Genomic DNA, 21,487 nt, shown 5'->3' with positions numbered 1-21,487 from the left:
CCTGATCAGCCCAGGCTGTTCGGCATCTCCCCGGCGACGATGACCAGGACGGCCACCGCGACGGCCAGTGCCGGCGGACCCGCGAGCGCGGCGCCCCACCACCAGGCGGAGCGCCGCGACGGGCCGGCGAGGCGCCGCGTCCGCCCGACGAAGAGCACGCTGAGGGCGAGGATCGCGAGGATCGCCGGCGCCCAGGTGACGGTCAGCAGCTGGATCGCCCACGTCGTCGGCGTCGGGCACGCCTGCGCGCTCGTGCAGCCCGTCAGGCCAGGGTCGGGGTAGGCCAACGTCACCGCGAGCGCGACGAGAAGCACCCCCACCCAGACGCCGAGCACGCACCCGGCCGCGTCGGCTCGGGGGTGGCTACGCTTCGGTACCACTGCTCCGGGGGCGGTCACGGTCCCACTGTGCCAGGTGGAGGTCACGATGCCGATCGCACCGCGCGTCGCCTGGCTCATCCAGCGAACCGTCAACCCGCTGGCGCTCCGCCTCGCCGGCCGCGGCTCCATGGTCGACCTGGAGCACGTCGGGCGGCTCTCGGGCGCCGTCCGCCACACACCGCTGATGGCGTTCCGCCGCGGTGAGACGGTCACCATCGCGCTGACGCACGGGCCGAACGTGCACTGGCTCCAGAACGTCCGCACGACTGGGCGGTGCCGGCTGCGGATGGGCGGCGAGATCCTCACGCTCGGCGCGCCCCGGATGCTCGCTCGCGCCGATGGGCTCGCCCGCGTCTCGCAGCCCCAGCGAGCCCTGCTGCGCTGGCCGATCCGCTGCGGCGACTTCGTCGAGCTCCCGATCGTGAGCGACGGCGCATGAGCGTCGACGGCGCCTGCGCTCGCGTTTGAGTTGGACCCGCACACCAGGCCGCCGAGGATCCACAAGCCGCCCGCCCACGGGTTGCCCATGACGAGCTGTCCGGCTCCGAGCAGCAACCAGAGGTCGGCGCGCTCCGCCACCGGGTGATGTGCGGCACCGCGCACAGCCGGGCCGGCGCCGGGGGTAGCGGGGACAGCCCGCCGAGCTGGCACCCGGGGACCCCGGAGCCTCCGCGCTCGCCCCTGGGCGGTCTCAGTCGGCGAGGGAGGTAGTCGTGGTCAGGGCCGCCGCGACCGCGCCAAGGTAGGCGTTCGCGACGTCGACGGGCGCGAACCCCACGGCCTCGACGCCCGCGGCGTCGTTCTCCTCGTGCGCGAGCACGGCCGCGAGCGCCGGCCCGTACGGATCCCGGAGGGCACCGATCGCGTCCCCGATGGTCTCTTGGTACCTGTCATGAAGCAGCGCATCGACCTCCTCGGGCCCGGGTGAGCTCGCCGACGGCGCGCAGGCCGAGACCAGCACGGCGTACCCGTACACCGACCGGTCCGGGTGCACCGCGCGAGAGCCCGACGGCTAGTGTGACGTCATGGTCCTCAACGTCGGCAACAGCACTACCACGCTCCGCGCTGGCGACTTGAGCGACTCGCACGTCGGCCTCCCGTTCGCGATGGACTTCGCGCAGGCGGAGTACTTCCTCAGGATCGAGGGCATTCGGCGGAACATGAACGTCATCCGCATCTTCGTGGGCGTACCGGTCGGGCCGCGAGGCGAGCTCTACCTCGACGTGCAGCCCCAGCAACTCCTCAACTTCGAGCCGCACCGCGGGTAGAGACGGGCCGCAGCCCGCGCCCGCGGCCCCGATCGCGCGGCGCACCGATGACTCCGACGCTCCAGCACGGTCGAACAGGACGCTGAGCGGGTGCTCGGGTGCGCCGCACCGGAGGCTCGAACCGAGCGACGGGAGTTTCGAACGTGGAGACGAGGATCAGGACCGAGACCCTTGAGGTGGCTGGCGCCACCCTGACCTACGACGTGCGCGGCCCGCTGCCGACCGCGGACGGCAGCCCACCGCTTCTGCTCATCGGGCAGCCGATGGACGCCAGCGGGTTTTCCACGCTCGCCTCACACTTCGCCGACCGGACCGTGCTGACGTACGACCCCCGCGGCCTCGGCCGCAGCGTTCGGCGCGACGGCATCGCCGAGCACCGGCCGGACCAGCAGGCCGAGGACCTCCACCGACTCATCGCCGCGCTCGGCACGGGCCACGTCGATCTGTTCGCGTCCAGCGGCGGCGCGGTGACCTCGCTGGCCCTCGTCGCCGCGCACGCCGCCGATGTGCGCATCCTCGTGGCGCACGAGCCGCCGCTGCTCATCATGCTGCCGGACGCGGAGCAGGCCTTCGCCGCGGAGCGTCTAGTCCAGGAGGCGTACCACGAGCGCGGCTGGGGATCGGGCATGGCGATGTTCATCGCCCTGACGTCATGGTCGGGCGAGCTCACACCGGAGTTCGGCCGCCAGGCCCCCGACCCTGCGGCCTTCGGCCTGCCGACGGGCGACGACGGATCGCGGAGCGACCCGCTGCTGTCCGGGGTGTCGGCGGCGGTGACCGGCTATCGCCCCGACGTCCCGGCACTCCTCGCCGCGCCGACCAGGGTCGTGATCGCCGCAGGCATCGAGAGCAAGGACACGCTGACCTGGCGCACGTCCGCAGCACTCGCCGCGGCGCTCGGCCTCGAGCTGACGGTCTTCCCGAGCAACCACGGCGGCTTCCTCGGCGACGAGTTCGGTCAGCCGGGCCAGCCCGCCGCGTTCGCGGCGAGGCTGCGCGAGGTCCTGGCCGACGAGGCGTGACCCGATCGCGACGGCGGCTGCGGTCCTTGACCGCGGCCGTCCAGACGGTCGGGCTCAGGCCTACCTCGACCTCGACCTCGACCTCGACCTCGACCTCGACCTCGACGAGTAGACGAGTACCGGTGGGCCGCGCGGATGACTCTCCGCGCGCCCGAGCGTCGGTACCTCCAGGCGCAGGCGGGGACCCTCGGAGGCTAGGGCGCAGAACCGGAAGGGCGCAGGGCAGGTAGAACGCAGGCCTTGTTGCAGGTCTTGTCACCTGCGCTGACTTGTCCGACAATCTGCCCAATCTCGATGAGGAGATTCCCGACCCGCAAGGAGCACGCCATGATCCCGGACACGACCGCACTCGTCCTGATCGAGTTCCAGCACGATTTCACCAGCGAGGGAGGGTCGCTGCACGGCGCGGTCCAGGGCTCGATGGAGGCGACGGGCATGCTGGCGAACGCCCGCAGGGCGCTCGAAGGCTCGCGGGCGGCCGGCGTGACGATCATCCACAGCCCGATCGCGTTCCAGGCCGGCTACCACGAGATCACGTCGCACCCCTACGGCATCCTCAAGGGCGTCGTCGACTCCTCATCCTTCGTCAAGGGCACCTGGGGCTGCGAGATCGTCGACGACGTCGCCCCGGTCGACTCCGACATCGTCATCGAGGGCAAGCGCGGCCTCGACGCCTTCGGCTCGACGAATCTCGACTTCATCCTGCGCTCGAAGGGCATCACCACCGTCGTGCTCGCCGGCTTCCTCACCAACTGTTGCGTCGAGTCGACCATGCGCTCGGCCTACGAGAAGGGCTTCGAGGTCATCACCCTGACCGACGCCGTCGGCGCGACGTCGATGGCCGAGCACGAGAACGCGATTCAGTACGACTATCCGATGTTCTCCAAGCCGACCACCGTTGACGGCTACCTCGCCACCCTCCAGGGCTCCCTGGTCGCTGCAGACTCGTCCCGAGGCTACTAACCGACCGGCCGGCCGGCGCTACCGCCGGGGGCACCGCCGAGGTCCCCACCGCCGGGTCGCCGCCGTGCGGGTGACACCGCTGGACATCGCGCCCGCGAACGATCGCGGGGGTGCGACACTGTGCCACCCCGACGGGCCGACGGCGTCCCGCGGGGCGCGCGAGGTCCGCGCGGACGGTGCCCCGGCAGGGAAGGTGAGGTCGCGCGATGAGACGAGCCGACGGTCCTTCGCTGCCGCGCGGCGGTGACCTCGCCGGGCTCGCGCGGCGCGTCGTCGTCCTCGGCATCGCGGTGGGGGCCCCGATCATCACGGTCACCTGGTTCAGGGAGGGTTCCAGCGACCCGTGGGTGCGCTGGGGCTACCCGCCGCTGGGCGCCGCGCTTGTGGTGTTTGCCTGGATCCTCGTGCGCAAGCAGCAATGGGCCATCCGCGCGGCCCTGACGATCCTCGTCCTGCTCGAGGCGCTGTGGATCGTGATCGCGACCGGCCGGATCGCGGACGCCCCCGACGCCGAGACCGCCTGGGCCTCGCTGCTGCCGACGCCGCTGCTCGGCGTGGTCGTGTGCCTGATCGTCGGCTTCCTCTTCCAACGCACGCGGACGGCGCTCGTGCACGGCTTGGTCTTCGCCGTCCTGTTCACGGCGGTGGTCGCGGCGACGCTCTCGCGCCTGCCCGACAGCGGCGACTACCTCTGGGTCTCGACCCGGTACGGCGTGTACCTCGGGGTGTACCTCGTCCTGCTGCTCGTGCTGTCGCGGGCGAAGGAGCACGTCACCGCCGCCGTGGCCGACGCCGCGCGGGCGGACGCCACCGCATCGCAGCTGCGGGACATGGCCTACCTGGACGAGCTCACCGGCATCGCCAACCGGCGCCGCCTGCTCGACGAGCTCGGCTTCCAGTCCGGCCTGGTCAGCGACTCCCACCCGGTCGGCGTCGTGTACTTCGACCTCGACCACTTCAAGCAGGTCAACGACGCGTTCGGGCACGACCTGGGCGACCGGGTGCTGCGCGTGGTCGCCGAGGTAGCTGGCCGCACCGTGCGCGAAGGCGACGTGCTGGCACGCATCGGCGGTGAGGAGTTCGTGCTCGTCGCGCCCGCAACCGATCACGGCCAGGCCGTCCAGCTCGCCGAGCGGCTCCGGCAGGCGCTGCCGCAGGAGCTGGCCGTGGCGGTCGGGGTGCGCGTCACCGCGAGCTTCGGGGTCACGGAGCTGCGGCCCGGCGAGCCCGCGCTGTCGGTGCTGCGCCGGGTCGACGAGCTCATGTACGGCGCCAAGGCGCAGGGGCGCGACCGGGTGCACTCCTAGGCGGGTGCACTCCTAGGCGGGTAGTGCACGCGAGATCGGCTGCTCGGTATGCTCGAGGTGATTCGCCCGCTTTGTTGGGTTTTCCGCGAAGCGCGGACGAGACCCGCTCGCCTCATCCTGGACTCACGGAGGACGCACATGGGCACCATCACCACGACCGACGGCACGGAGATCTTCTTCAAGGACTGGGGCTCGGGCCAGCCGATCGTCTTCAGTCACGGCTGGCCCCTGTCGGCCGACGACTGGGACACCCAGATGCTCTTCTTCCTCCAGCACGGCTTCCGGGTCGTCGCGCACGACCGACGCGGGCACGGACGCTCGACCCAGACCAGCGACGGCCACGACATGGACCACTACGCCGACGACCTCGCCGCCGTGACGGCGCATCTCGATCTGCACGACGCCGTCCACGTCGGCCACTCCACCGGCGGCGGCGAGGTGGTGCGCTACCTCGCCCGTCACGGCGAGAGCCGCGTCGCCAAGGCGGTGCTGATCAGCGCCGTGCCCCCGATCATGGTGCAGACCGAGGCCAACCCCGGCGGCCTGCCGAAGGCCGTCTTCGACGGCCTCCAGGTCGAGGTGGCCACCCACCGGTCGGACTTCTACCGCGCGCTGCCGTCCGGCCCGTTCTACGGCTTCAACCGCCCTGGGGTCGAGCCGTCGGAGGCGATCATCGAGAACTGGTGGCGGCAGGGAATGATGGGCGGGGCCAAGGCCCACTACGACGGCATCGTGGCCTTCTCCCAGACCGACTTCACGGAGGACCTGAAGAAGATCTCCGTCCCGGTCCTGGTGATGCACGGCGACGACGACCAGATCGTCCCCTACGCCGACTCCGCTCCCCTGTCCGCGGCGCTGGTCCAGAACGGGACGCTGAAGACGTACGCGGGATTCCCGCACGGCATGCCGACCACCGAGGCCGAGACGATCAACGCCGATCTGCTGGCGTTCATCACGTCCTGACGGATCGGCGCCATGCGCACGAGCCGGCTGGAAGCGTTCAGCGATGGAGTCCTCGCCATCGTCATCACGATCATGGTGCTCGAGCTCCGCGTGCCCGAGTCCGAGGAGGGGCACGTCGCGACGTTCGCCGATCTCGTCGACGCCCATCTCGTCCCCGTGATCTTCAGCTACATCCTCAGCTTCGTGTACATCGCGATCTACTGGAACAACCACCACCACCTGATGTCGACCGCCGATCACATGAGCGGATCGATCATGTGGGCAAACATGCACCTGTTGTTCTGGCTCTCGCTGGTCCCGTTCTCGACAAGCTGGCTCGGCGAAAGCCACGGCGCCGCCGCGCCCGCCGCGCTCTACGGGCTGATCCTGTTGATGGCGGGTGTCGCGTACTTCGTGCTGAGCCGGATGATCATCCGGGCAGGAGGAGCCAACAGCACGCTCGCCCGCGCCGTCGGGCGGGATCGCAAGGGCGAGATCTCCCCGGTGCTGTACGCGCTCGGCATCGTCATGGCGTTCGTGTGGACGCCGCTGTCGTACGCCCTGTACGTCGTCGTCGCAGCCCTGTGGCTGATTCCGGACCGGCGGATCGAGCGGCTCGTGGCCGCGCAGCCCGACCCCACGGAGTGAGCCGTCGAAGGAGTGCGCATGGCCGAGGACCCGACGGACCCCGCCGTCACCGACCCCGGGCCCTTCTTCCACGGCACGAAAGCCGACCTGCCGGTGGGGGCCCTGCTCGAGCCGGGCCGCGGCTCGAACTACGGCGCGCGCCAGCCGGCGAGCTACGTCTACCTCACCGCGACCCTCGACGCGGCCACCTGGGGCGCGGAGCTTGCGGCGGGTGAGGGCCCCGGCAGGATCTATCGCGTCGAACCGACGGGCCCGATCCAGAACGATCCGAACCTGACGGACCAGCGGTTTCCCGGCAATCCGACGAGGTCGTACCGCACCCGGCGCCCCCTACGCGTCGTCGGCGAGGTCGTGGACTGGGTCGGGCACTCCCCGGAGGCGCTCCAGGGCATGCGCGATCGCCTCGACACGCTCGCGAAGCTCGGCATCGAGGCGATCGACTGACGCGTTGACCGTCGCTAGACCGGGTCGGTATCGCGATCGAGCGGCTTGAGGACGTCCAGCGCGTCACCCGGATGGGCCGGAGGGTGATGCTCGGGCGCCGCCGGGCCCAGGCCCTGGAGCAACACGTCCGCCGCGTGGTCGGCGAGCGCGAAGCCCGCCGAGCCGTACAGGTGGAACACCGCGTCCGCGCCGTGCCGCTGCAGCTCCGCGACGTCGTCGTCGTACCGCGCGACCGCGGCGACCTTTCCCGTGAAGCCGGCCGCCTGGAGCCGGGTCAGCGCGATGAGGTTGGCGTTGTGGAAGGGCATCGCGAGGACCGCGACCTTGACGCGGCCGGCGCGCTGCACGCGGGTCCAGAACTCCAGGTCGGTCGCGTCCGCGCGGACCACCTCGTAGCCCTCGTCCTCCAGCGCGGTGACGCGGGTGCGGTCGTGCTCGACGCCGACGACGGACAGCCCGTACTCGTCGCGCAGCCGGGCGTAGGTCGCGGCCCCGAGGCGTCCGAGGCCGAGGACGAGCGCGTCGGCGTCGCCGACGTCGACCAGCCGGTCGTCCGGGTGCAGCCGATCGCTGGCGCGCGCCGGAAGGAGGCGCGACAGCCGCGTCGCGAGCTCGACGCCGCGGCGGTTGACGATCGCCGACACGCCGAAGCTGAAGGCGACGGCGAGCGAGATGACCACGACCCACTGATCCTCGAGCACACCGGTGGACGCGCCCACGGCGACGACGATGATCCCGAACTCGGAGTAGTTCGCCAGCACCAGGCTGGCGAGAAACGACGTGCGCCGCCGCAGGCGCATCAGCCACAGCACGACGGCGTAGGCCGCGACCTGGAACGGCAGGATCAGCAGCAGGAGCAGAGCCAGGCCGATCTCGAGCAGGTGCGGCGTGCCATGCAGCCCGATCTGCACGAAGAACGCCACCAGCATGAGGTCCTTGAACGTCATGAGGGACCGCGACAGCTCCCCCGCCTGGGGATGGGACGACAGCAGCGCGCCGACGACGAGCGCCCCGACGTCGCCGTCGATGCCGACGAGCTCGAACAGCCCGAAGCCGAGCACCACGGCGACCGACACACCGAACAGCGCCTGCAGCTCGCCGTGGCCAGCGCGGTCCCAGATCCGGTGCAGCACCCACGAGCCCGGGATCAGCAGGAAGAGCAGCAGTGCCCACGGGCTCGGCGCCTCACCGCTCGACAGCGACAGGAAGGTGACGGCGGCGACGTCCTGCATGACGAGCACGCCCACCGCGATGCGCCCGTAGAGCGCGGTGGTGTCGGACCGGTCGTCGAGCACCTTGACCACGAAGACCGTCGAGGAGAAGGACAACGCGAAGCCGACGAGCGCCAGCGCGCCGACCGACTCGCCGGCGACGAACCCGAACCCGATCACCGCGATCAGGCCGAGGAAGCCGAACGCGATCGCGACGCTCACCGCCATGTGCACGACGGTGGTCAGCCAGATCTCGGGGCGCAGCAGCGTGCGGACATCGAGCTTCAGGCCGATGGCGAACAGCAGCAGGACGACGCCGAGGTCCGCGATCGACTCGAGGTACGGCAGGTCCGGAGCGCCGCCGGCGCCGAGGGCGAACCCGGCGGCGAGGAAGCCGACGAGCGGCGGCAGCCGGAGCAGCACCGCGATGAGCCCGCCGACGAGAGCGGCGCCGAGGTAGAGGGCCACTGCCTCCATGAGGTTCCTCTCGTGTCGGCGCCGGATGGTGAGGTCTCCATCTTGCCTGCTCCGCGCGCCGCATCACCCACCGGCCCGTGACGACGGCGATCGACCGTCGTACCCAGGACGTGGAAGTGACTAGACGACGGTGGGGCGCGCGCCGGCCCTCCAGAGCCGTGCCCGGTTGAGAATGTCGAGCACGACGTCGGTCTTGGCGTCGGCGTAGTCGTTCATGTCGGCCCACTGCTGCTGCGCCAGCCGCCGCTTGACGCTCTCGTACAGAGTGCGGTCCTCGCTGCTCACGCGGAGCCAGTCCCGAAGGTCGAGGTAGTCGCTCGTCTCCGGCCGGCCGACGGCGTACACGTGCAGGTGCATGTCGCGCTCGGGGGTCCGGAACATGCGGTGGCCCGGCTCGCGGACGCGAAGCTCGAAGCCCGCACCTTTCAGCGCCGGGACGAACGCGGCTTCGTCCTGGACGTCGTCCACGACCAGGAGCATGTCGATGATGGGCTTCGCGGCCAGGCCCGGTACCGAGGTCGAGCCGATGTGCTCGAGGCGGCGTACCCCCCGCCCGAGGGCCTGCCTGACCCGGTCGGCGAGGACCTCAAACCGGTCGGGCCACGCGTCGTCGTAGTCGACCACCACGATGCTCGCGGGCTCCCGTCCGCCGATCAGCACGGAATCGAGATAGGCGCTGCGATCGTCGTCCACGTCCCCATCCTCTCCTGCCGGCAGGACGTCCCCGGCTGGTCGATCCCTACGCGCTCCGGGGCGGCGGTACGCGATGCGTGGTCGCCACCTCGACGAGCCGACGCAGCTCCGGGTTCGCGAGATCCGTCGCCGCGCGGATCTTCACGTGCCGCATCAGGCGTCCGGTGCCCTCGAGCAGGCCGTCGGGCGCCGGCAGCTCAGAGCCGTAGGAGAACCCGAACGCCACGTGCTTCGAGCGCGGCGCCAGCCAGACGAAGTGCTCGGTCAGCTTCTTCGGGCCGGTGCCGAAGCCGGCGATCCTCTGGTGGGGCCACACCACCTCGACGGTCTGGGGAAGCACATCGAAGATGAGGCCACGGGCGAGCATCGCCAATTCGGCGATCGACTCTGGGCTGCCGGCAAGCATCGCCCGGAACTCCGCGTCGCTCGATGTCACGATGCCTTCCGCCATGGCCCGACTCTACGAGTGACGCGAATCGACACGCACCACCCTCCACGCCGAGGCCCCACACGCAGAAGTAGCCACCCGTGTGAACGGATGGCTACTTCTGCATTACTTTGACCTGCGCTGACGCAGGTCCAGGGGGTGGAGGTGGCGGGAATCGAACCCGCGTCCGATGACTGTGAACCAGGACTTCTCCGGGCGCAGCTTGCTGCGCTTTTCTCGGCCCCAGCAATCTAGCAAGCATGCCGCTGACAGGCCCAGTCGCCTAAAAGTCCCAGCAGCGCCGACGACGAACGCTGCAAGCAAGCTCTCTAGATGACGCTAGTTACCGAATCGAGAGCAAACTCGGGCTAACGGACTTCAGACTGGCCTAAGCGGCGAGTGCGAAGTCGGTGCGATTGGAGTCGGCACCTATTGGTTTTGCAGGGAGCGTTGACGAGATAACCCTGCATCCTCGGCCCGCTTCTCCTGGATCGACGATCACCGTCGAAACCGATCACCCCCCTGTGCATTTATCAAGCACCCGAGCCGAACCCGCCGAAGCGTGCCCAGTCCGAGGGCCCCAGCATAGTCCAGAAGTCCCGCACGGGCGGGGCTCAGCGCGTCGACGTTCCTCTGGCGCGCCGTGCGCCGAAGGAAGAGGCTAGGAGCATGGATGAGCTACTGAGCCTGCACCGCGAGAACGCCCAACGATTCACCGCCCTGGTCACCGCCGCGCTCGGCCACTGGGACGACCCGACCCCCTGCACCGACTGGTCGGTCCGCCAGCTGGTGAACCATCTGACCGCCGAGCACCTGTGGGCGCCCGAGCTGCTCGCCGGCCGCACGATCGCCGACGTCGGCACCGCGTTCGACGGCGACGTGCTGGGCGACGACCCGGTGGCGGCCTGGCGGCGGGCGATCGGGGCCTCGATCGACGCCTTCGCGACCCAGGGCGTGCTCGGGCGCACCGTCGAGCTGTCCTCGGGCGAGCGCGCGGCGCACGAGTACCTGGACGAGCTGGTCACCGACCTCGCGATCCACGGCTGGGACCTCGCGACCGCGCTGCACCTCGACGAGACGATCGACCCGCTCACGGTGGACCGCCTGCTCATCGAGTGGAGCGATCGCGCCGCGGAGCTCGGGCACCCGCTGTTCGCCGAGCCGCTGCCGAGCGCGCCGTCGGACGACCCGCAGACCCGGCTGCTGGCGATCTTCGGCCGGCGCCTGTAGCGACGGCTACCAGCCGCCGCCACCACCTCCGCCGCCACCGCCGCCGGAGAACCCGCCCGAGAACCCCGACGAGCCCGACGACCCCGGCGTCGGCGCCGACATCGACTGGGTCGCGATCGCGGAGAAGCCCTCGACCGCCTGCCCGAACGAGTTCGAGGCCAGCCAGAACGCGCCCACGTGGTAGCCCGGGCCGACGTACCAGGTCGGCTCCGCCACCGCCCGGCCCTGCTCCGCGAGCCGCGCGAACACGCCCGCCCAGCGCTCGGTGAGGCCGAACACGATCGCGTACGGCAGGTAGCGGCTGAACAGGTCTTCGCCCTCCTCGAACCGGAGCTGCTCCGCCTCCGCCGTGGCGAGGTACTGCCGGAAGCCGAGCGTCTGCGCGAGCACAGCCGTGCCCGTCGCGGTGCGGGCGGGCGCCGAGCGCGCCGCGACGAGCACCGCCGCGCCCACGACCGTCGCGGCGAGGCCGACGATGCCCCAGTGCGTGAGTGCGGCCAGCACGACGGTCAGCCCGAGGCCGAGCACGAGCAGCCCGGCGCCCGCGACGTACCACCGTGTGCGCACCGTCGACGGGTTGCCGCGGAACCACCCGCGGGTCGTGACGTCCTCGTAGAGCTCCTTCTGGACCGTGGCCATCGACGCCGCGAACGTCGTCTTCAGCTCGGACAGCGTGATCCGCTTGCGGTCGTCGAAGATCGCGTCGAACAGCGTCCGCTCGTACGGCGCGAGCTCGGCGGTGGCCGTGCGCAGCCGGACGAGCTGCCAGTCGGCGCCGCGGCCGACGACGTTGGCCTCGGCGACCTGCTCGACGCGCAGGTAGCCGCGCACCGCGAGGTCCACGATCGTCGCGGTCACGTCGCGCGGGTCGGCCCGCTCGTCGATCAGGGTGCCCAGCTGACCGGCGCGCAGGTCCGGGGGCGGCGTGAAGTGCACCGCGATCGGCGTCCGGCGGTCCCGCGGGCCGACGGCGCCGGGCTGGCCGTCCTGGGGACTGAGCCCCGGGACCTGGTCGAGGTACTGCTCGTCCCGCCCACGCTGGCGCGAGCGGCCCAGCACGAGGCCGAGGCCGCCGAGCAGCACGACCGCGGCGGCGGTGCCGGTCCACGGCGTCACGGAGAATGCCCGGTCGGGCGCCCAGCGCTCGCGCAGGATCGGCCCGGCGTCCGTGAAGGTGCCCGCCGGGTAGCTGGCCGCGACCGTGAGCGCCTGTCCCGGGGAGACGACGCCCTGGGCGAACCGGGCGACCGTGCCCTCGGCGACCGCGTCGTCGCACGCCGAGCCCGAGCCGGTGCTGCCCGCGAAGCACGCGACCTGGTCGACGGCGGCTGGCCCGGAGACCGTGACCGTAAGGTCGGCGAGCGGGATCTCCCACTGGTCGCCGATGACGTTCCAGTACAGCTCGTCGCCCGCGTTGGTCGAGTCAGCCGCATTCACGAGCCCGCGCATCGTGTAGGTCACCTCGTACCGGTGCACGCCGCTGACGTCATCCTTGTCGGGGTCGCCGATGCGGATCTGGAGCCAGCCGTTCTCCTCGGTGAGGTCGACGTCGGCGGGCGCGGCGGCGTCGTCGTCGGACGTCGCCTGGACGTCGGTGATCTCGTACACGCGGTCGTACTCGGACGAGAATCGCTGCGCGGTGGGCAGGGTGAGGTACGGGCCGTGGCCGGGATCGCCCCCGAAGTCGAAGTCGAAGTCGAGCGCGACGGACATCGTGCCGTCGGCCGCGAGGTCGACCTGGGCGTCGTACCGGGTGATCTCGTTGCCCGACGACGCCGCGTGGGCGGGCAGCGCGGCCGCGCCCAAGGCCCCGGCGGCGACGACGAGGACCAGCCCGAGGCGCGTGCGCAGCGGCGCGCGACGCCGTCGGCCGTCAGCGGTCACGGTGGGTGGCGATCGCGCGCTGCGCCTCGCGCGTGTCCTGCTTCTCCCGGAGCGTGTGTCGCTTGTCGTACTCCTTCTTTCCTCGCGCGAGCGCGATCTCGACCTTGGCGCGCCCGTCGAGGAAGTACAGGGCCAGGGGCACGATCGTGTGCCCCTTCTCCTGCGTCTTGGCCTCGAGCCGGTCGATCTCGGAGCGGTGCATGAGCATCTTGCGCTTGCGCCGCGGCGCGTGGTTCGTCCAGGTGCCCTGCACGTACTCGGGGATGTGCACGCCCTCGAGCCAGGCCTCGCCCCGCTCGATCGTGCAGTACCCGTCGACGAGCGACGCGCGCCCGGCGCGCAGCGCCTTGACCTCGGTGCCCATGAGCACCAGGCCTGCCTCGAACACGTCCTCGATGAAGTAGTCGTGCCGAGCCTTGCGGTTGCTGGCGACCACCTTGCGTCCGGAATCCTGGACCATCTGCCAGCCTCCCCCTCTTCTCGTCTGAGCCGTCCCAGCCTAGGGGACGCGGCGCTACAGCCCGAGCAGCGGGCGCGGGTTGACGGTCGACCCGTTGACGTAGACCTCGAAGTGCAGGTGGCAGGCGGCCGAGGTGCCCGTGTTGCCGGAGTACCCGATGAGCTGTCCCTTGGTCACGCCCTGCCCGCCGGACACGACGAACCGGGTCATGTGGTTGTAGCTCGCCATCACGGAGTTCCCGTTGATGGTGCCGTGGTCGATCATGACCTGGTTTCCGAACCCGAACCGGTTCTGCGCCCACTGCACGGTCCCGTCCGCCGCGGCGTACTCGGGGGTGTTGCAGTACGTGCGCAGGTCGATGCCGGCGTGCAGCCGCACGTAGCCGAGCGTGGGGTGCAGGCGCATCCCGTACTCCGACGTCACGTGCATCGGGCTGATGGAGGTCGGGTTGCCGAAGATCGCGCCGGACACGCTGCCCGACGGCGCGGCGACCGCCGGGGCGCTCTTGCCGGCGGCCTGGGCGGCCGCGCGCGCAGCTTCGGCGGCCGCGCGCTGCTTGGCGATGATGTCGGCGAGCTCGCTCGCGATGGTGTTGCGCTCGGCGTCGACCTGCGCCTGCTCGGACTCGGCCTGCGCCCGCATCGCCTCGATGGCCGCCTTGCGGGCGGACTGGTCGGCGATGAGCTGCTCGATCTCGGCCTGGCGCGCCGCCGCGGCCGCCTTGGCCGCGTCTGCCTCGACGACCTTCTGGTCGGCCTCCGCCTTGAGCTCGGTCACCTTGACCTTGATCGCGGCGAGGCGGGCCTGGCTGTTCTTGTTCGTCGCGGAGATCTGGTCGAGGTCGTCGAGCGCCTTGGTCTGCGTGCGCAGCGCCGTCGAGACCATGCCGTACTGGCTGACGAAGTCCTCGGTGCTGGTCGAGTCCATCACGACGCTCAGGCTCGTCGCGGCCGTCTCGCCCTTGTACGCGCGCCGGGCCATCTGCCCGACGGCGGCGCGGATCTCCTCCGCGCGCGCGCCGTCGGCCTCGATCGTCGTGGTGATGCTGGACTCCTGCGACCTCGCGTCCTCGAGCCGCGCGGTGACCAGTGCCGCCTCGCGCTGCGTGCGCTCGAGGTCGGCCTGCGCCGTCGCGAGCTCGGCCTGGGCGATCGGCAGCCGCGCCTCGGTCGCCTGCAGGTCCAGCACCGCCTGGCCGAGCTCGGCGCTCAGGCCCTCGACCGAGGCCGCCAGCTCCTCCGCCCGCGCCGCGGCGGCCGCCGCGCGCGCCTCGGTCGCGGCGCGCTGGTCGTCGAAGTCGTCCGCGAACGCGGGGCCGGCCGCCGCGGCGAGCGCCACGAGGACCGTCGCGAGGGCGCCGGCGACGAGGCTGCGCCTGGAGTGCCCGGTGCGGTGGAGTCTCATGGCACTCATACCTTTGTATAGCGGCTCAGGGTGACCACCGACGAGATCGTGGCCAGCACGATCGCGATGGCGACCAGGAACGGTGCGATCGACAGCACATTGCCGGTGTCGATGTAGTCGACGAAGGTGACCGAGGTGCCGAGCCATTCCGTGACGAGGTAGCGCACGCCGAGCCACAGGCCGCCTACGGCCATCCCCGCGCCGATGGTAGCCGCGATCGCACCCTCCAGCATGAACGGGAGCTGGATGAAAAGGTTGGACGCGCCGACGAGCCGCATGATCCCCGTCTCGCGCCGTCGGCTCATCGCGGACAGCCGGATCGTGGTCGTGATCAGCAGCACCGCGGCGAGCAGCATGACCGTCGCTAGCCCGACGGACAGCAGGGTTGCGCGGTTGAGCACGAGGAAGAGCTTGTCGAAGATGCGCCGTTGGTCGAGCACCTCCTCGACCCCCTGCCGGCCGGACAGGATGTCGGCGACAACCTGGTACTTCTCGGGGTCGGCGAGCTTGACGCGGTAGGAGGAGTTCATGTCGTCGGCCGTGACGGCCTGCGCCCAGGGTTGGTCCGAGAGCTTCTCCTGGAATGAGTCGAACGCCTCCTGCTTGCTCTCGAAGTAGACGGTCTGGATGTACGGCGCGAGCTCGGGCGACTCGAGCTCGTCCTGGATCGCGGCCCGCTGGTCGTCCGTCACCTCGCCGCCCGCGCACGTGGGCAGCTCGGAGTCCCGCGGGCACAGGAAGACCGAGACCTCGACCTTGCCGTACCAGTCGTCCTTCATCTGGGAGATCTGCTGCTGCAGGAGCATGGCCGAGCCGACGAACGTGAGGGACACGAACGTCACGAGGATGACCGAGATGGTCATCGACAGGTTGCGGCGCAGGCCGAGGCCTATTTCGGACAGGATGAACTGCAGTCTCACGAAGAGCTCCTCAGCGCGCCGAGCCGTACACGCCACGAGACTGGTCACGGACCATCTCGCCGGCGGACAGCTCGATCACGCGTTTGCGCATCTGGTCGACGATCTCGTCGTCGTGGGTCGCCATCACCACGGTCGTGCCGGTCCGGTTGATCCGGTCCAGCAGCCGCATGATGCCAAGGGAGGTGGTCGGGTCGAGGTTTCCGGTCGGCTCGTCCGCGAGCAGGATCGAGGGGCGGTTGACGAACGCGCGGGCGATCGCGACCCGCTGCTGCTCGCCGCCGGACAGCTCGTGCGGTCGGCGCTTCTCCTTGCCCGCGAGCCCGACCATGTCGAGCACGTCCGGCACCGTCGTCATGATGTGGTGCCGCGGCTTGCCGATCACCTGCAGCGCGAACGCCACGTTCTCGAACACGGACTTGTTCGGCAGCAGGCGGATGTCCTGGAACACCGCGCCGATCTGGCGGCGCAGGTGCGGCACCTTCCACGTCGACAGCGTCGCGAGGTCACGACCCGCGACGTACACGCGGCCGCCCGTGGGGCGCTCCTCGCGCATGACGAGCTCGAGGAAGGTGGACTTGCCGGACCCGGACGCACCGACGAGGAAGACGAACTCGCCCCGCTCGACCTCGACGGAAACCTGGTCGAGCGCGGGCCGCGCGCCGCGCGCGTAGACCTTGGTGACGTTCTCGAAGCGGATCACAGCTGCCGTCGGCCAGAGTAGGGGAAAGGTGCGTGCGCGAGCATGGCCGTGTTCAGACTAGGCAGACGGTCGCGGCGTTGCTCCGCAGACACGCCGCTCACCTGCCTGTGAGCCGTTCGGCCCAGCGCCAGGCTAGAGCCCGGCCTCCTGCTCCTGCCCGCGCCGCCACCGGATGCCGGCCTCGATGAAGTCGTCGATCTCCCCGTCGAACACGCCCGACGTGTTCCCGACCTCGTGCTCCGTGCGCAGGTCCTTGACCATCTGGTACGGGTGCAGCACGTACGAGCGCATCTGGTCGCCCCAGCTCGCCTTGATGTCCCCCGCCATCGCCTTCTTGGCGGCGCTCTCCTCGGCCTGGCGCTGCAGCAGCAGCCGGGACTGGAGCACGCGCAGCGCCGCGGCGCGGTTCTGGATCTGCGACTTCTCGTTCTGCATCGACACGACGATGCCGGTCGGGATGTGCGTCATCCGCACGGCCGAGTCGGTCGTGTTGACGGACTGCCCGCCCGGGCCGGACGAGCGGAACACGTCGACCCTGATCTCGTTGTCGGGGATCTCGACGCTGTCGGTGCCCTCGATCAGCGGGATGACCTCGACCGCCGCGAACGACGTCTGGCGCCGGCCCTGGTTGTCGAACGGGGAGATGCGCACCAGGCGGTGCGTGCCCGCCTCGACGGACAGGTTGCCGAACGCGTACGGCGCCTTGACCTCGAAGGTCGCGGACTTCAGGCCCGCCTCCTCCGCGTAGGACGTGTCGAGCACGACCGTCGGGTAGCCGTGCCGCTCGGCCCAGCGCAAGTACATGCGCATGAGCATCTCGGCGAAGTCGGCCGCGTCGATGCCGCCCGCGCCGGAGCGGATGGTGACGACGGCGTCGCGGATGTCGTACTCGCCGCTGAGCAGCGTGCGGACCTCGAGCTCGCCGAGGTCCGTGCGGATCGAGGCGAGCTCGGCCTCCGCCTCCCCGAGCGTCGCGGCGACGTCGTCGCGGTCGGACGTGACGTCCTCGGTCGCCATCTCGATGAGAGTCTCGAGATCGTCGATGCGGGACCCGAACTTCTCGAGGCGGTCGAGCTCGCTCTGGGTGTGCGAGAGCGCGGACGTGACGGCCTGGCCCTCGTCGGGGTCGTCCCACAGGTCGGGCGCCGAGGCCTGCTCAGACAGGTCGGCGATCTTCACCCGCATCGCGGCCGGGTCGCTCACGGCCTGGATCGAATGGAGGGTGTTGCGAAGGGTGCGGATCTCGGCCGCGAAATCGGTGGCTGCCACGAGAGTCCAGGTTACAGGGAGCCCACCGGGCTCGGGCTCACCGGGTCGAGCCCACCGCGCTCCGGCTCACCAGGCGCGCGCGCTCGAGGTCGCCCGCAGCGCGATCCCGTCCGACCACGGCGCCGTGACCCAGCTGATGAGCGCGGGCCGGGCGATCGCCGTCACGGTCACGCGCGCGGTCCGGCCGTCTGGCGTGCCCGCCTGCTCGAGCGTCAGCCCCTCGAGGTCGCCGACGACGTCGCGGTGGGCGGCGAGGTAGTCGACCGCGGCCCGGCGCACCCCGGCGTCGGTGAGCGGGATCACCCCGCCGTCGTCCGGGACCGCCTCGCGGCCACGATAGAACCCGTCGAGGTCGATCGAGTCGGCGGCCTCGAGCGCCAGCTCGTCCGCCAGGACCAGCAGCCGGGCGCGCTCCAGGTGCACGCTGGTCGCGGAGACCACCGCGGTGACCAGCAGCAGTGCGAGCACGGCGAAGACGATCGACAGCAGCAGGATCTGGCCGGACTCCCCTGCCCCTGCCCGGGCCCGCACGTCAGCCGGCCCCGCGGTAGGCGTCGACGGGAGCGACCTGCACGGCGTCGACCGCGATCACGAGCGGGACGGCCGAGTGGACGAACGACGGCACGAACGGCAGCGCCACCTCGACCGCGACCTCGACGCGCACGCTGCTGCCCGGCGCGAGGCACGGCGTGCTCGAGCACGTCAGCGTGAGCGCGTCCGCGCCGTCGGCCGCCGAGAAGCCCTGGTCGGCGAGCGCGAGGTCCACGGCCGCGACCGCGCCGCGGGCGCCGTCGGCCGGGGTCGCGGCGGTGGTGTAGGCGCGGCCGGCCTCGCGCGCGGCGGCCTCGACCGCGAAGCTCGCGGCCTGCACGCGGCCGAGCACCAGCACGAGGTAGACGATCGGCACCAGGAGCAGCACGGTGACTGCGATGAACTCGACGACGGCGCTGCCGGCCTCGGCGTCGTCGCCAGCGAGGCGGGCCGGACGGCGCGACCGCGGGCGCGCGCTCACGGGTGCTCCACCAGCGCGTGTCCGGTCACGGTCAGCCGTCCCGCGGGGCCCAGCAGGCCCGCGACCGGCAGGGGCGCGGCCACCCGCACCTCGACCACCGCGAGCCCGTCGACGATTGTCTCGACGGCCGCGACGTCGTCGGCATACCCGGGGGCGAGCGACAGGTCGATGAGCGCGCGGGTCCGCGCGGCACCGTCGGCGGGGGTGCGATCGGCGAGGGCCGCGTAGCGCGCCCCCTGCGCGGCGCAGTCGATGAGGGTGTTGCGCACGTGCTGGGCGAGCGTGAGCTGAACGAGGGCCGCGAACACGAGGGTCAGGAGCGCGCCGACGAGCGCGAAGTCGACGATCGCCGACCCGACGTCGCCGCGCTTGACGTCGCCGCGCTCGCCGCCGCCGCGCTCGTCGCCACTGCGTTCGCCGCCGCTGCGCTCGCCGCCGCCGCCGCCCGGACGCTGACGGCGCGACTCAGCCGCCGATCTCACCCGTGACGCTCTGGATCGCGTTCGTGAACACGTCGCTCAGCGCGGGGCCGGCGACCGCCCACAGCACGAGCACGAGCCCGGCCGTCATGAGGGTGATCAGCACCCACCCGGGGACGTCCCCGCGGTCGGTCCCGCGGGCCGGCCGGCGCGCGGCCAACCGGCGGGCCACGTCGCGCGCCAACGCCCGCGGCCCGTCGATCAATGCTCTGTCTACCAGGTGAAGTCGCATGTTCGCTCCCTGTGGCTTGAATGCAAACCTGTTTGTTCCTATTTACGCGAAAAACTCATTGGCCGAGCCGAAGAACAACGAGGCTTGGAAAAGCGGCAAAAGCGACAGTGACGGGCAATATAAGAAAAACAACCGGAACCATCATGGCGACCTCTTTTCGCCCGCCGGCCTCCATCAGGGCCTGCCGCCCGGACTCGCGCACGTCCTGGGCCTGCGCCCGCAGCACCTGCGCGAGCGGCGTGCCGCGCTCGATCGCGATCGCGACGCCCTCGGTGAAGCGGGTCAGCGGCGCCAGCGACGTCCGGTCCGCGAGCGCCCGCAGCGCCTGGGTGAGCGGGGTTCCCGCGCGCGCGTCCGCGAGCGTACGGGCGAGCTCGTCGGCGAGGGCGCCGCGCGTGGTCCGGACCACGCGCTCCAGGGCGCCGACCGGACCCTCCCCCGCGCCAACGGACAGCGCGAGCAGCTCGGCGACGGTGGGCAGCTCGGCGAGCATCCGCGCCTGCCGGCCGCGCACCTGACGGCTGAGGTGCTGGTCGCGGCCGACCACGCCGGCGAGGCCGCCGAGCACGACGAGGACGGCGCCCACCGCGAGCGAGGTCCCGCGGCCCGCGAACGCCATCAGCGCGAGCGCGAGTCCCGCGGCGAGGCCGAGCACGCCCCACACGACCTGGGCTGCCCGGAACTGCTCGACCGACTCGGGTCGCCCGGCGCGTTCGAGCCGGCGCCGCAGGTCGGCGGACGGCGAGCCGAGTCGGGCGACGAGCCGGACTCCGTCGGCCATCACGGGCGCAATGAGGCGCTCGAGGGTCGGGAACGGCGTCTGGAGCTCGGGCCCGGCCAGGAGCGCCGACGCCGATCGGGGGGACCGCAGGTATGGCGCGACACGATCGTCGAAGCGCACGCGCCGCGCGGACAGCCGTGAGGCGACGAGCACCAGCCCGAGCCCGCCGGACGCGCCGATCGCGGCGCCGAGCGCCGACGCGCTCATCGGAGCACCCGCTCGTCCTCGGGCAGCCGCCCGATCCGGATCATCAGCCAGTACGCCACCGTGGAGCAGGCGGCCCCGGTCGCGAGCACGACGCCGCCCGCGACGGTGTTGAACGCCTCGGCCGCCTCCGGACGGGTCGCGAGCAGCGCGAGCACGATCCACGGGGCGGCCACCGCGAGCCGGGCCGCGTTGACGGTCCAGCTCTGCCGCGCCTCGAGCTCGCCGCGGGTGCGCGCGTCCTCGCGCAGGAACGTCGACAGGGTGCGCAGCAGGCGGCCGAGGTCGGTGCCGCCGACGTCGCGCGTGATCCGCAGCGCCTCGACGATGCGGTCGGCGACGGGGTCGGCGAGCCGGGCCTTGAGCGCGTCGAGACAGTCGCCGAAGCGCCCGGTCGCGCGGTAGTCCTCCGCGAAGCTTGCGAACGCCGCGCGCAAGCCGACCGGGCCGCGCTCGGCGAGCTGGCTGACCGCCTCCGGCAGGGACAGCCCGGCGCGGACGCCGGAGGTGAGGTGGTCGACGACCTCCGGCCAGACGTCCCGCAAGGCGGCACGGCGGCGGCGCGCACGCGAACGCACGAGCGTCGTCGGCCCGAGCGCCGCCATCGCCGCGAAGCACGCGGCGATCGCGGGCGAGCGGGTCGCCGCCGTGCCGAGCAGCAGCACGACGAGCGCCAGGCCGATCGAGGTCCCGATCAGTGCCCGGGGCGTGACCCCCGGCGCACCTGCCTGGACGAGCAGGTCCTGGGTGCGCTCGCCCCAGCCGCCGCGCCGCGGGGGCCGGGGCGGTCCCGGCGCCCACCACGACCACCACACGCAGAACAGTCCCGTCCCGAGCAGCAGGCCCGCCACGACCCCCATGCGCGCCGCCGCCTCACCGCTCGCCGCGCAGCAGCGCGGGCAGGTCGATCCCAGCGCGCGCGAACCGCTCGGGGTGCGGCGGGTACCCGTCGCCGCGCACGAGCGTGCCGCCGTCGAGGTGGAAGAGGTCGGCGGTCTCGACTATGCCCGCCTCCGCCCGCCCCGGCACGCCGACGATCTCCCGCACGCGGCGGTGCCCGTGCCGGTCCACCTCGAGGTGCAGGACGAGGTCGATCGCGGCGGCGACCGTCGGCACGACGAAGCGATCCG

27 protein-coding genes and 1 other RNA gene are annotated in these 21,487 nt (G+C 71.6%); 9 read left to right on the top strand and 19 right to left on the bottom strand.

Annotated features, from left to right (window positions below; all coding sequences use genetic code 11):
* Positions 1–5 precede the first annotated feature (5 nt).
* Positions 6–398, bottom strand: coding sequence for a hypothetical protein (locus J4E96_RS05170; RefSeq protein WP_227424709.1), 393 nt, complete (start codon positions 396–398; stop codon positions 6–8).
* Between the two features lie 28 nt (positions 399–426).
* On the opposite strand from J4E96_RS05170, the gene J4E96_RS05165 reads away from it, so the two are divergent.
* Entirely contained in the window at positions 427–819 is a 393-nt protein-coding gene (locus J4E96_RS05165) for a nitroreductase/quinone reductase family protein (RefSeq protein ID WP_227424708.1), read from the top strand.
* A 252-nt stretch (positions 820–1,071) separates the two neighbouring features.
* Here the strand turns inward: J4E96_RS05165 and J4E96_RS05160 are convergent, their stop codons facing one another.
* Positions 1,072–1,374 (bottom strand): hypothetical protein, encoded by a 303-nt coding sequence (locus J4E96_RS05160; RefSeq protein WP_227424707.1) that lies wholly within the window; start codon positions 1,372–1,374, stop codon positions 1,072–1,074.
* 31 nt (positions 1,375–1,405) lie between these two features.
* Here J4E96_RS05160 and J4E96_RS05155 point away from each other — a divergent pair, with 31 nt between their 5' ends.
* The 7 genes from J4E96_RS05155 to arr all read left to right on the top strand — a co-directional run bounded on the left by J4E96_RS05155 (position 1,406) and on the right by arr (position 6,974).
* The gene (locus J4E96_RS05155) at positions 1,406–1,648 is read left to right on the top strand and encodes a hypothetical protein (protein WP_227424706.1); all 243 of its coding nucleotides are present in this window, start codon (positions 1,406–1,408) and stop codon (positions 1,646–1,648) included.
* A 176-nt stretch (positions 1,649–1,824) separates the two neighbouring features.
* Entirely contained in the window at positions 1,825–2,670 is an 846-nt protein-coding gene (locus J4E96_RS05150) for an alpha/beta fold hydrolase (RefSeq protein ID WP_227424705.1), read from the top strand.
* A 327-nt stretch (positions 2,671–2,997) separates the two neighbouring features.
* Positions 2,998–3,633: a cysteine hydrolase family protein gene (locus J4E96_RS05145; RefSeq protein WP_227424704.1), complete on the top strand. Its 636-nt coding sequence runs from the start codon at positions 2,998–3,000 to the stop codon at positions 3,631–3,633.
* A 206-nt stretch (positions 3,634–3,839) separates the two neighbouring features.
* Positions 3,840–4,940 carry a GGDEF domain-containing protein gene (locus J4E96_RS05140; protein ID WP_227424703.1) on the top strand — a complete coding sequence of 367 codons (1,101 nt, stop codon included), beginning with the start codon at positions 3,840–3,842 and terminating at the stop codon, positions 4,938–4,940.
* Positions 4,941–5,078: 138 nt separating this feature from the next.
* Positions 5,079–5,903 carry an alpha/beta fold hydrolase gene (locus J4E96_RS05135; RefSeq protein WP_227424702.1) on the top strand — a complete coding sequence of 275 codons (825 nt, stop codon included), beginning with the start codon at positions 5,079–5,081 and terminating at the stop codon, positions 5,901–5,903.
* Positions 5,904–5,915: 12 nt separating this feature from the next.
* Positions 5,916–6,530 (top strand): TMEM175 family protein, encoded by a 615-nt coding sequence (locus tag J4E96_RS05130; RefSeq protein WP_227424701.1) that lies wholly within the window; start codon positions 5,916–5,918, stop codon positions 6,528–6,530.
* A gap of 18 nt (positions 6,531–6,548) precedes the next feature.
* On the top strand, positions 6,549–6,974 hold the full coding sequence (gene arr, locus J4E96_RS05125; RefSeq protein ID WP_227424700.1) for an NAD(+)--rifampin ADP-ribosyltransferase: 426 nt from the start codon (positions 6,549–6,551) through the stop codon (positions 6,972–6,974).
* A gap of 14 nt (positions 6,975–6,988) precedes the next feature.
* On the opposite strand, the gene J4E96_RS05120 is transcribed toward arr, so the two are convergent.
* The 4 genes from J4E96_RS05120 to ssrA form a co-directional block, all read right to left on the bottom strand.
* Complete coding sequence (locus J4E96_RS05120) at positions 6,989–8,662, bottom strand: cation:proton antiporter family protein (protein WP_227424699.1); 1,674 nt, start codon at positions 8,660–8,662, stop codon at positions 6,989–6,991.
* 120 nt (positions 8,663–8,782) lie between these two features.
* Positions 8,783–9,355 (bottom strand): GrpB family protein, encoded by a 573-nt coding sequence (locus J4E96_RS05115; protein ID WP_227424698.1) that lies wholly within the window; start codon positions 9,353–9,355, stop codon positions 8,783–8,785.
* 46 nt (positions 9,356–9,401) lie between these two features.
* A complete protein-coding gene (locus tag J4E96_RS05110; RefSeq protein ID WP_227424697.1) occupies positions 9,402–9,806 on the bottom strand; it encodes a DUF1801 domain-containing protein in 405 nt (134 codons plus the stop codon).
* 133 nt (positions 9,807–9,939) lie between these two features.
* Positions 9,940–10,304, bottom strand: a transfer-messenger RNA (tmRNA) gene (gene ssrA / locus J4E96_RS05105).
* A 147-nt stretch (positions 10,305–10,451) separates the two neighbouring features.
* On the opposite strand from ssrA, the gene J4E96_RS05100 reads away from it, so the two are divergent.
* Entirely contained in the window at positions 10,452–11,012 is a 561-nt protein-coding gene (locus J4E96_RS05100; protein WP_227424696.1) for a TIGR03086 family metal-binding protein, read from the top strand.
* Positions 11,013–11,018: 6 nt separating this feature from the next.
* On the opposite strand, the gene J4E96_RS05095 is transcribed toward J4E96_RS05100, so the two are convergent.
* The 13 genes from J4E96_RS05095 to J4E96_RS05035 form a co-directional block, all read right to left on the bottom strand.
* Positions 11,019–12,896 carry a DUF2207 domain-containing protein gene (locus J4E96_RS05095; protein ID WP_227424695.1) on the bottom strand — a complete coding sequence of 626 codons (1,878 nt, stop codon included), beginning with the start codon at positions 12,894–12,896 and terminating at the stop codon, positions 11,019–11,021.
* Positions 12,886–13,356, bottom strand: a complete 471-nt coding sequence (gene smpB, locus J4E96_RS05090; RefSeq protein WP_227424694.1) for an SsrA-binding protein SmpB — start codon at positions 13,354–13,356, stop codon at positions 12,886–12,888. Before smpB ends, J4E96_RS05095 begins: the two co-directional genes overlap by 11 nt.
* 54 nt (positions 13,357–13,410) lie before the next feature.
* A complete protein-coding gene (locus J4E96_RS05085) occupies positions 13,411–14,760 on the bottom strand; it encodes a peptidoglycan DD-metalloendopeptidase family protein (protein WP_227424693.1) in 1,350 nt (449 codons plus the stop codon).
* Between the two features lie 5 nt (positions 14,761–14,765).
* Entirely contained in the window at positions 14,766–15,680 is a 915-nt protein-coding gene (ftsX, locus tag J4E96_RS05080) for a permease-like cell division protein FtsX (protein ID WP_227424692.1), read from the bottom strand.
* Positions 15,681–15,690: 10 nt separating this feature from the next.
* Positions 15,691–16,380, bottom strand: coding sequence for a cell division ATP-binding protein FtsE (ftsE, locus tag J4E96_RS05075; RefSeq protein WP_227424691.1), 690 nt, complete (start codon positions 16,378–16,380; stop codon positions 15,691–15,693).
* Between the two features lie 132 nt (positions 16,381–16,512).
* The gene (gene prfB, locus J4E96_RS05070) at positions 16,513–17,649 is read right to left on the bottom strand and encodes a peptide chain release factor 2 (RefSeq protein WP_227424690.1); all 1,137 of its coding nucleotides are present in this window, start codon (positions 17,647–17,649) and stop codon (positions 16,513–16,515) included.
* Positions 17,650–17,715: 66 nt separating this feature from the next.
* On the bottom strand, positions 17,716–18,180 hold the full coding sequence (locus J4E96_RS05065; protein WP_227424689.1) for a pilus assembly protein TadG-related protein: 465 nt from the start codon (positions 18,178–18,180) through the stop codon (positions 17,716–17,718).
* A gap of 1 nt (position 18,181) precedes the next feature.
* Positions 18,182–18,661, bottom strand: coding sequence for a pilus assembly protein (locus J4E96_RS05060; protein WP_227424688.1), 480 nt, complete (start codon positions 18,659–18,661; stop codon positions 18,182–18,184).
* Positions 18,658–19,143, bottom strand: a complete 486-nt coding sequence (locus J4E96_RS05055; protein ID WP_319637744.1) for a TadE family protein — start codon at positions 19,141–19,143, stop codon at positions 18,658–18,660. The genes J4E96_RS05060 and J4E96_RS05055 overlap by 4 nt, the downstream gene beginning before the upstream one ends.
* Positions 19,127–19,372, bottom strand: coding sequence for a hypothetical protein (locus J4E96_RS05050; protein ID WP_227424687.1), 246 nt, complete (start codon positions 19,370–19,372; stop codon positions 19,127–19,129). Before J4E96_RS05050 ends, J4E96_RS05055 begins: the two co-directional genes overlap by 17 nt.
* 55 nt (positions 19,373–19,427) lie before the next feature.
* Positions 19,428–20,360 carry a type II secretion system F family protein gene (locus tag J4E96_RS05045; RefSeq protein WP_227424686.1) on the bottom strand — a complete coding sequence of 311 codons (933 nt, stop codon included), beginning with the start codon at positions 20,358–20,360 and terminating at the stop codon, positions 19,428–19,430.
* Positions 20,357–21,217 carry a type II secretion system F family protein gene (locus tag J4E96_RS05040; protein ID WP_227424685.1) on the bottom strand — a complete coding sequence of 287 codons (861 nt, stop codon included), beginning with the start codon at positions 21,215–21,217 and terminating at the stop codon, positions 20,357–20,359. Before J4E96_RS05040 ends, J4E96_RS05045 begins: the two co-directional genes overlap by 4 nt.
* Before the next feature lie 13 nt (positions 21,218–21,230).
* Complete coding sequence (locus tag J4E96_RS05035) at positions 21,231–21,473, bottom strand: hypothetical protein (RefSeq protein ID WP_406620351.1); 243 nt, start codon at positions 21,471–21,473, stop codon at positions 21,231–21,233.
* Positions 21,474–21,487: the final 14 nt, after the last annotated feature.

The sequence above is a fragment of the Pengzhenrongella sicca genome, assembly GCF_017569225.1.
GTDB classification, from domain to species: Bacteria; Actinomycetota; Actinomycetes; order Actinomycetales; family Cellulomonadaceae; genus Pengzhenrongella; species Pengzhenrongella sicca.
Note: the sequence above shows the minus strand (reverse complement) of the source record. Positions and strands in the feature narration are given on the sequence as shown.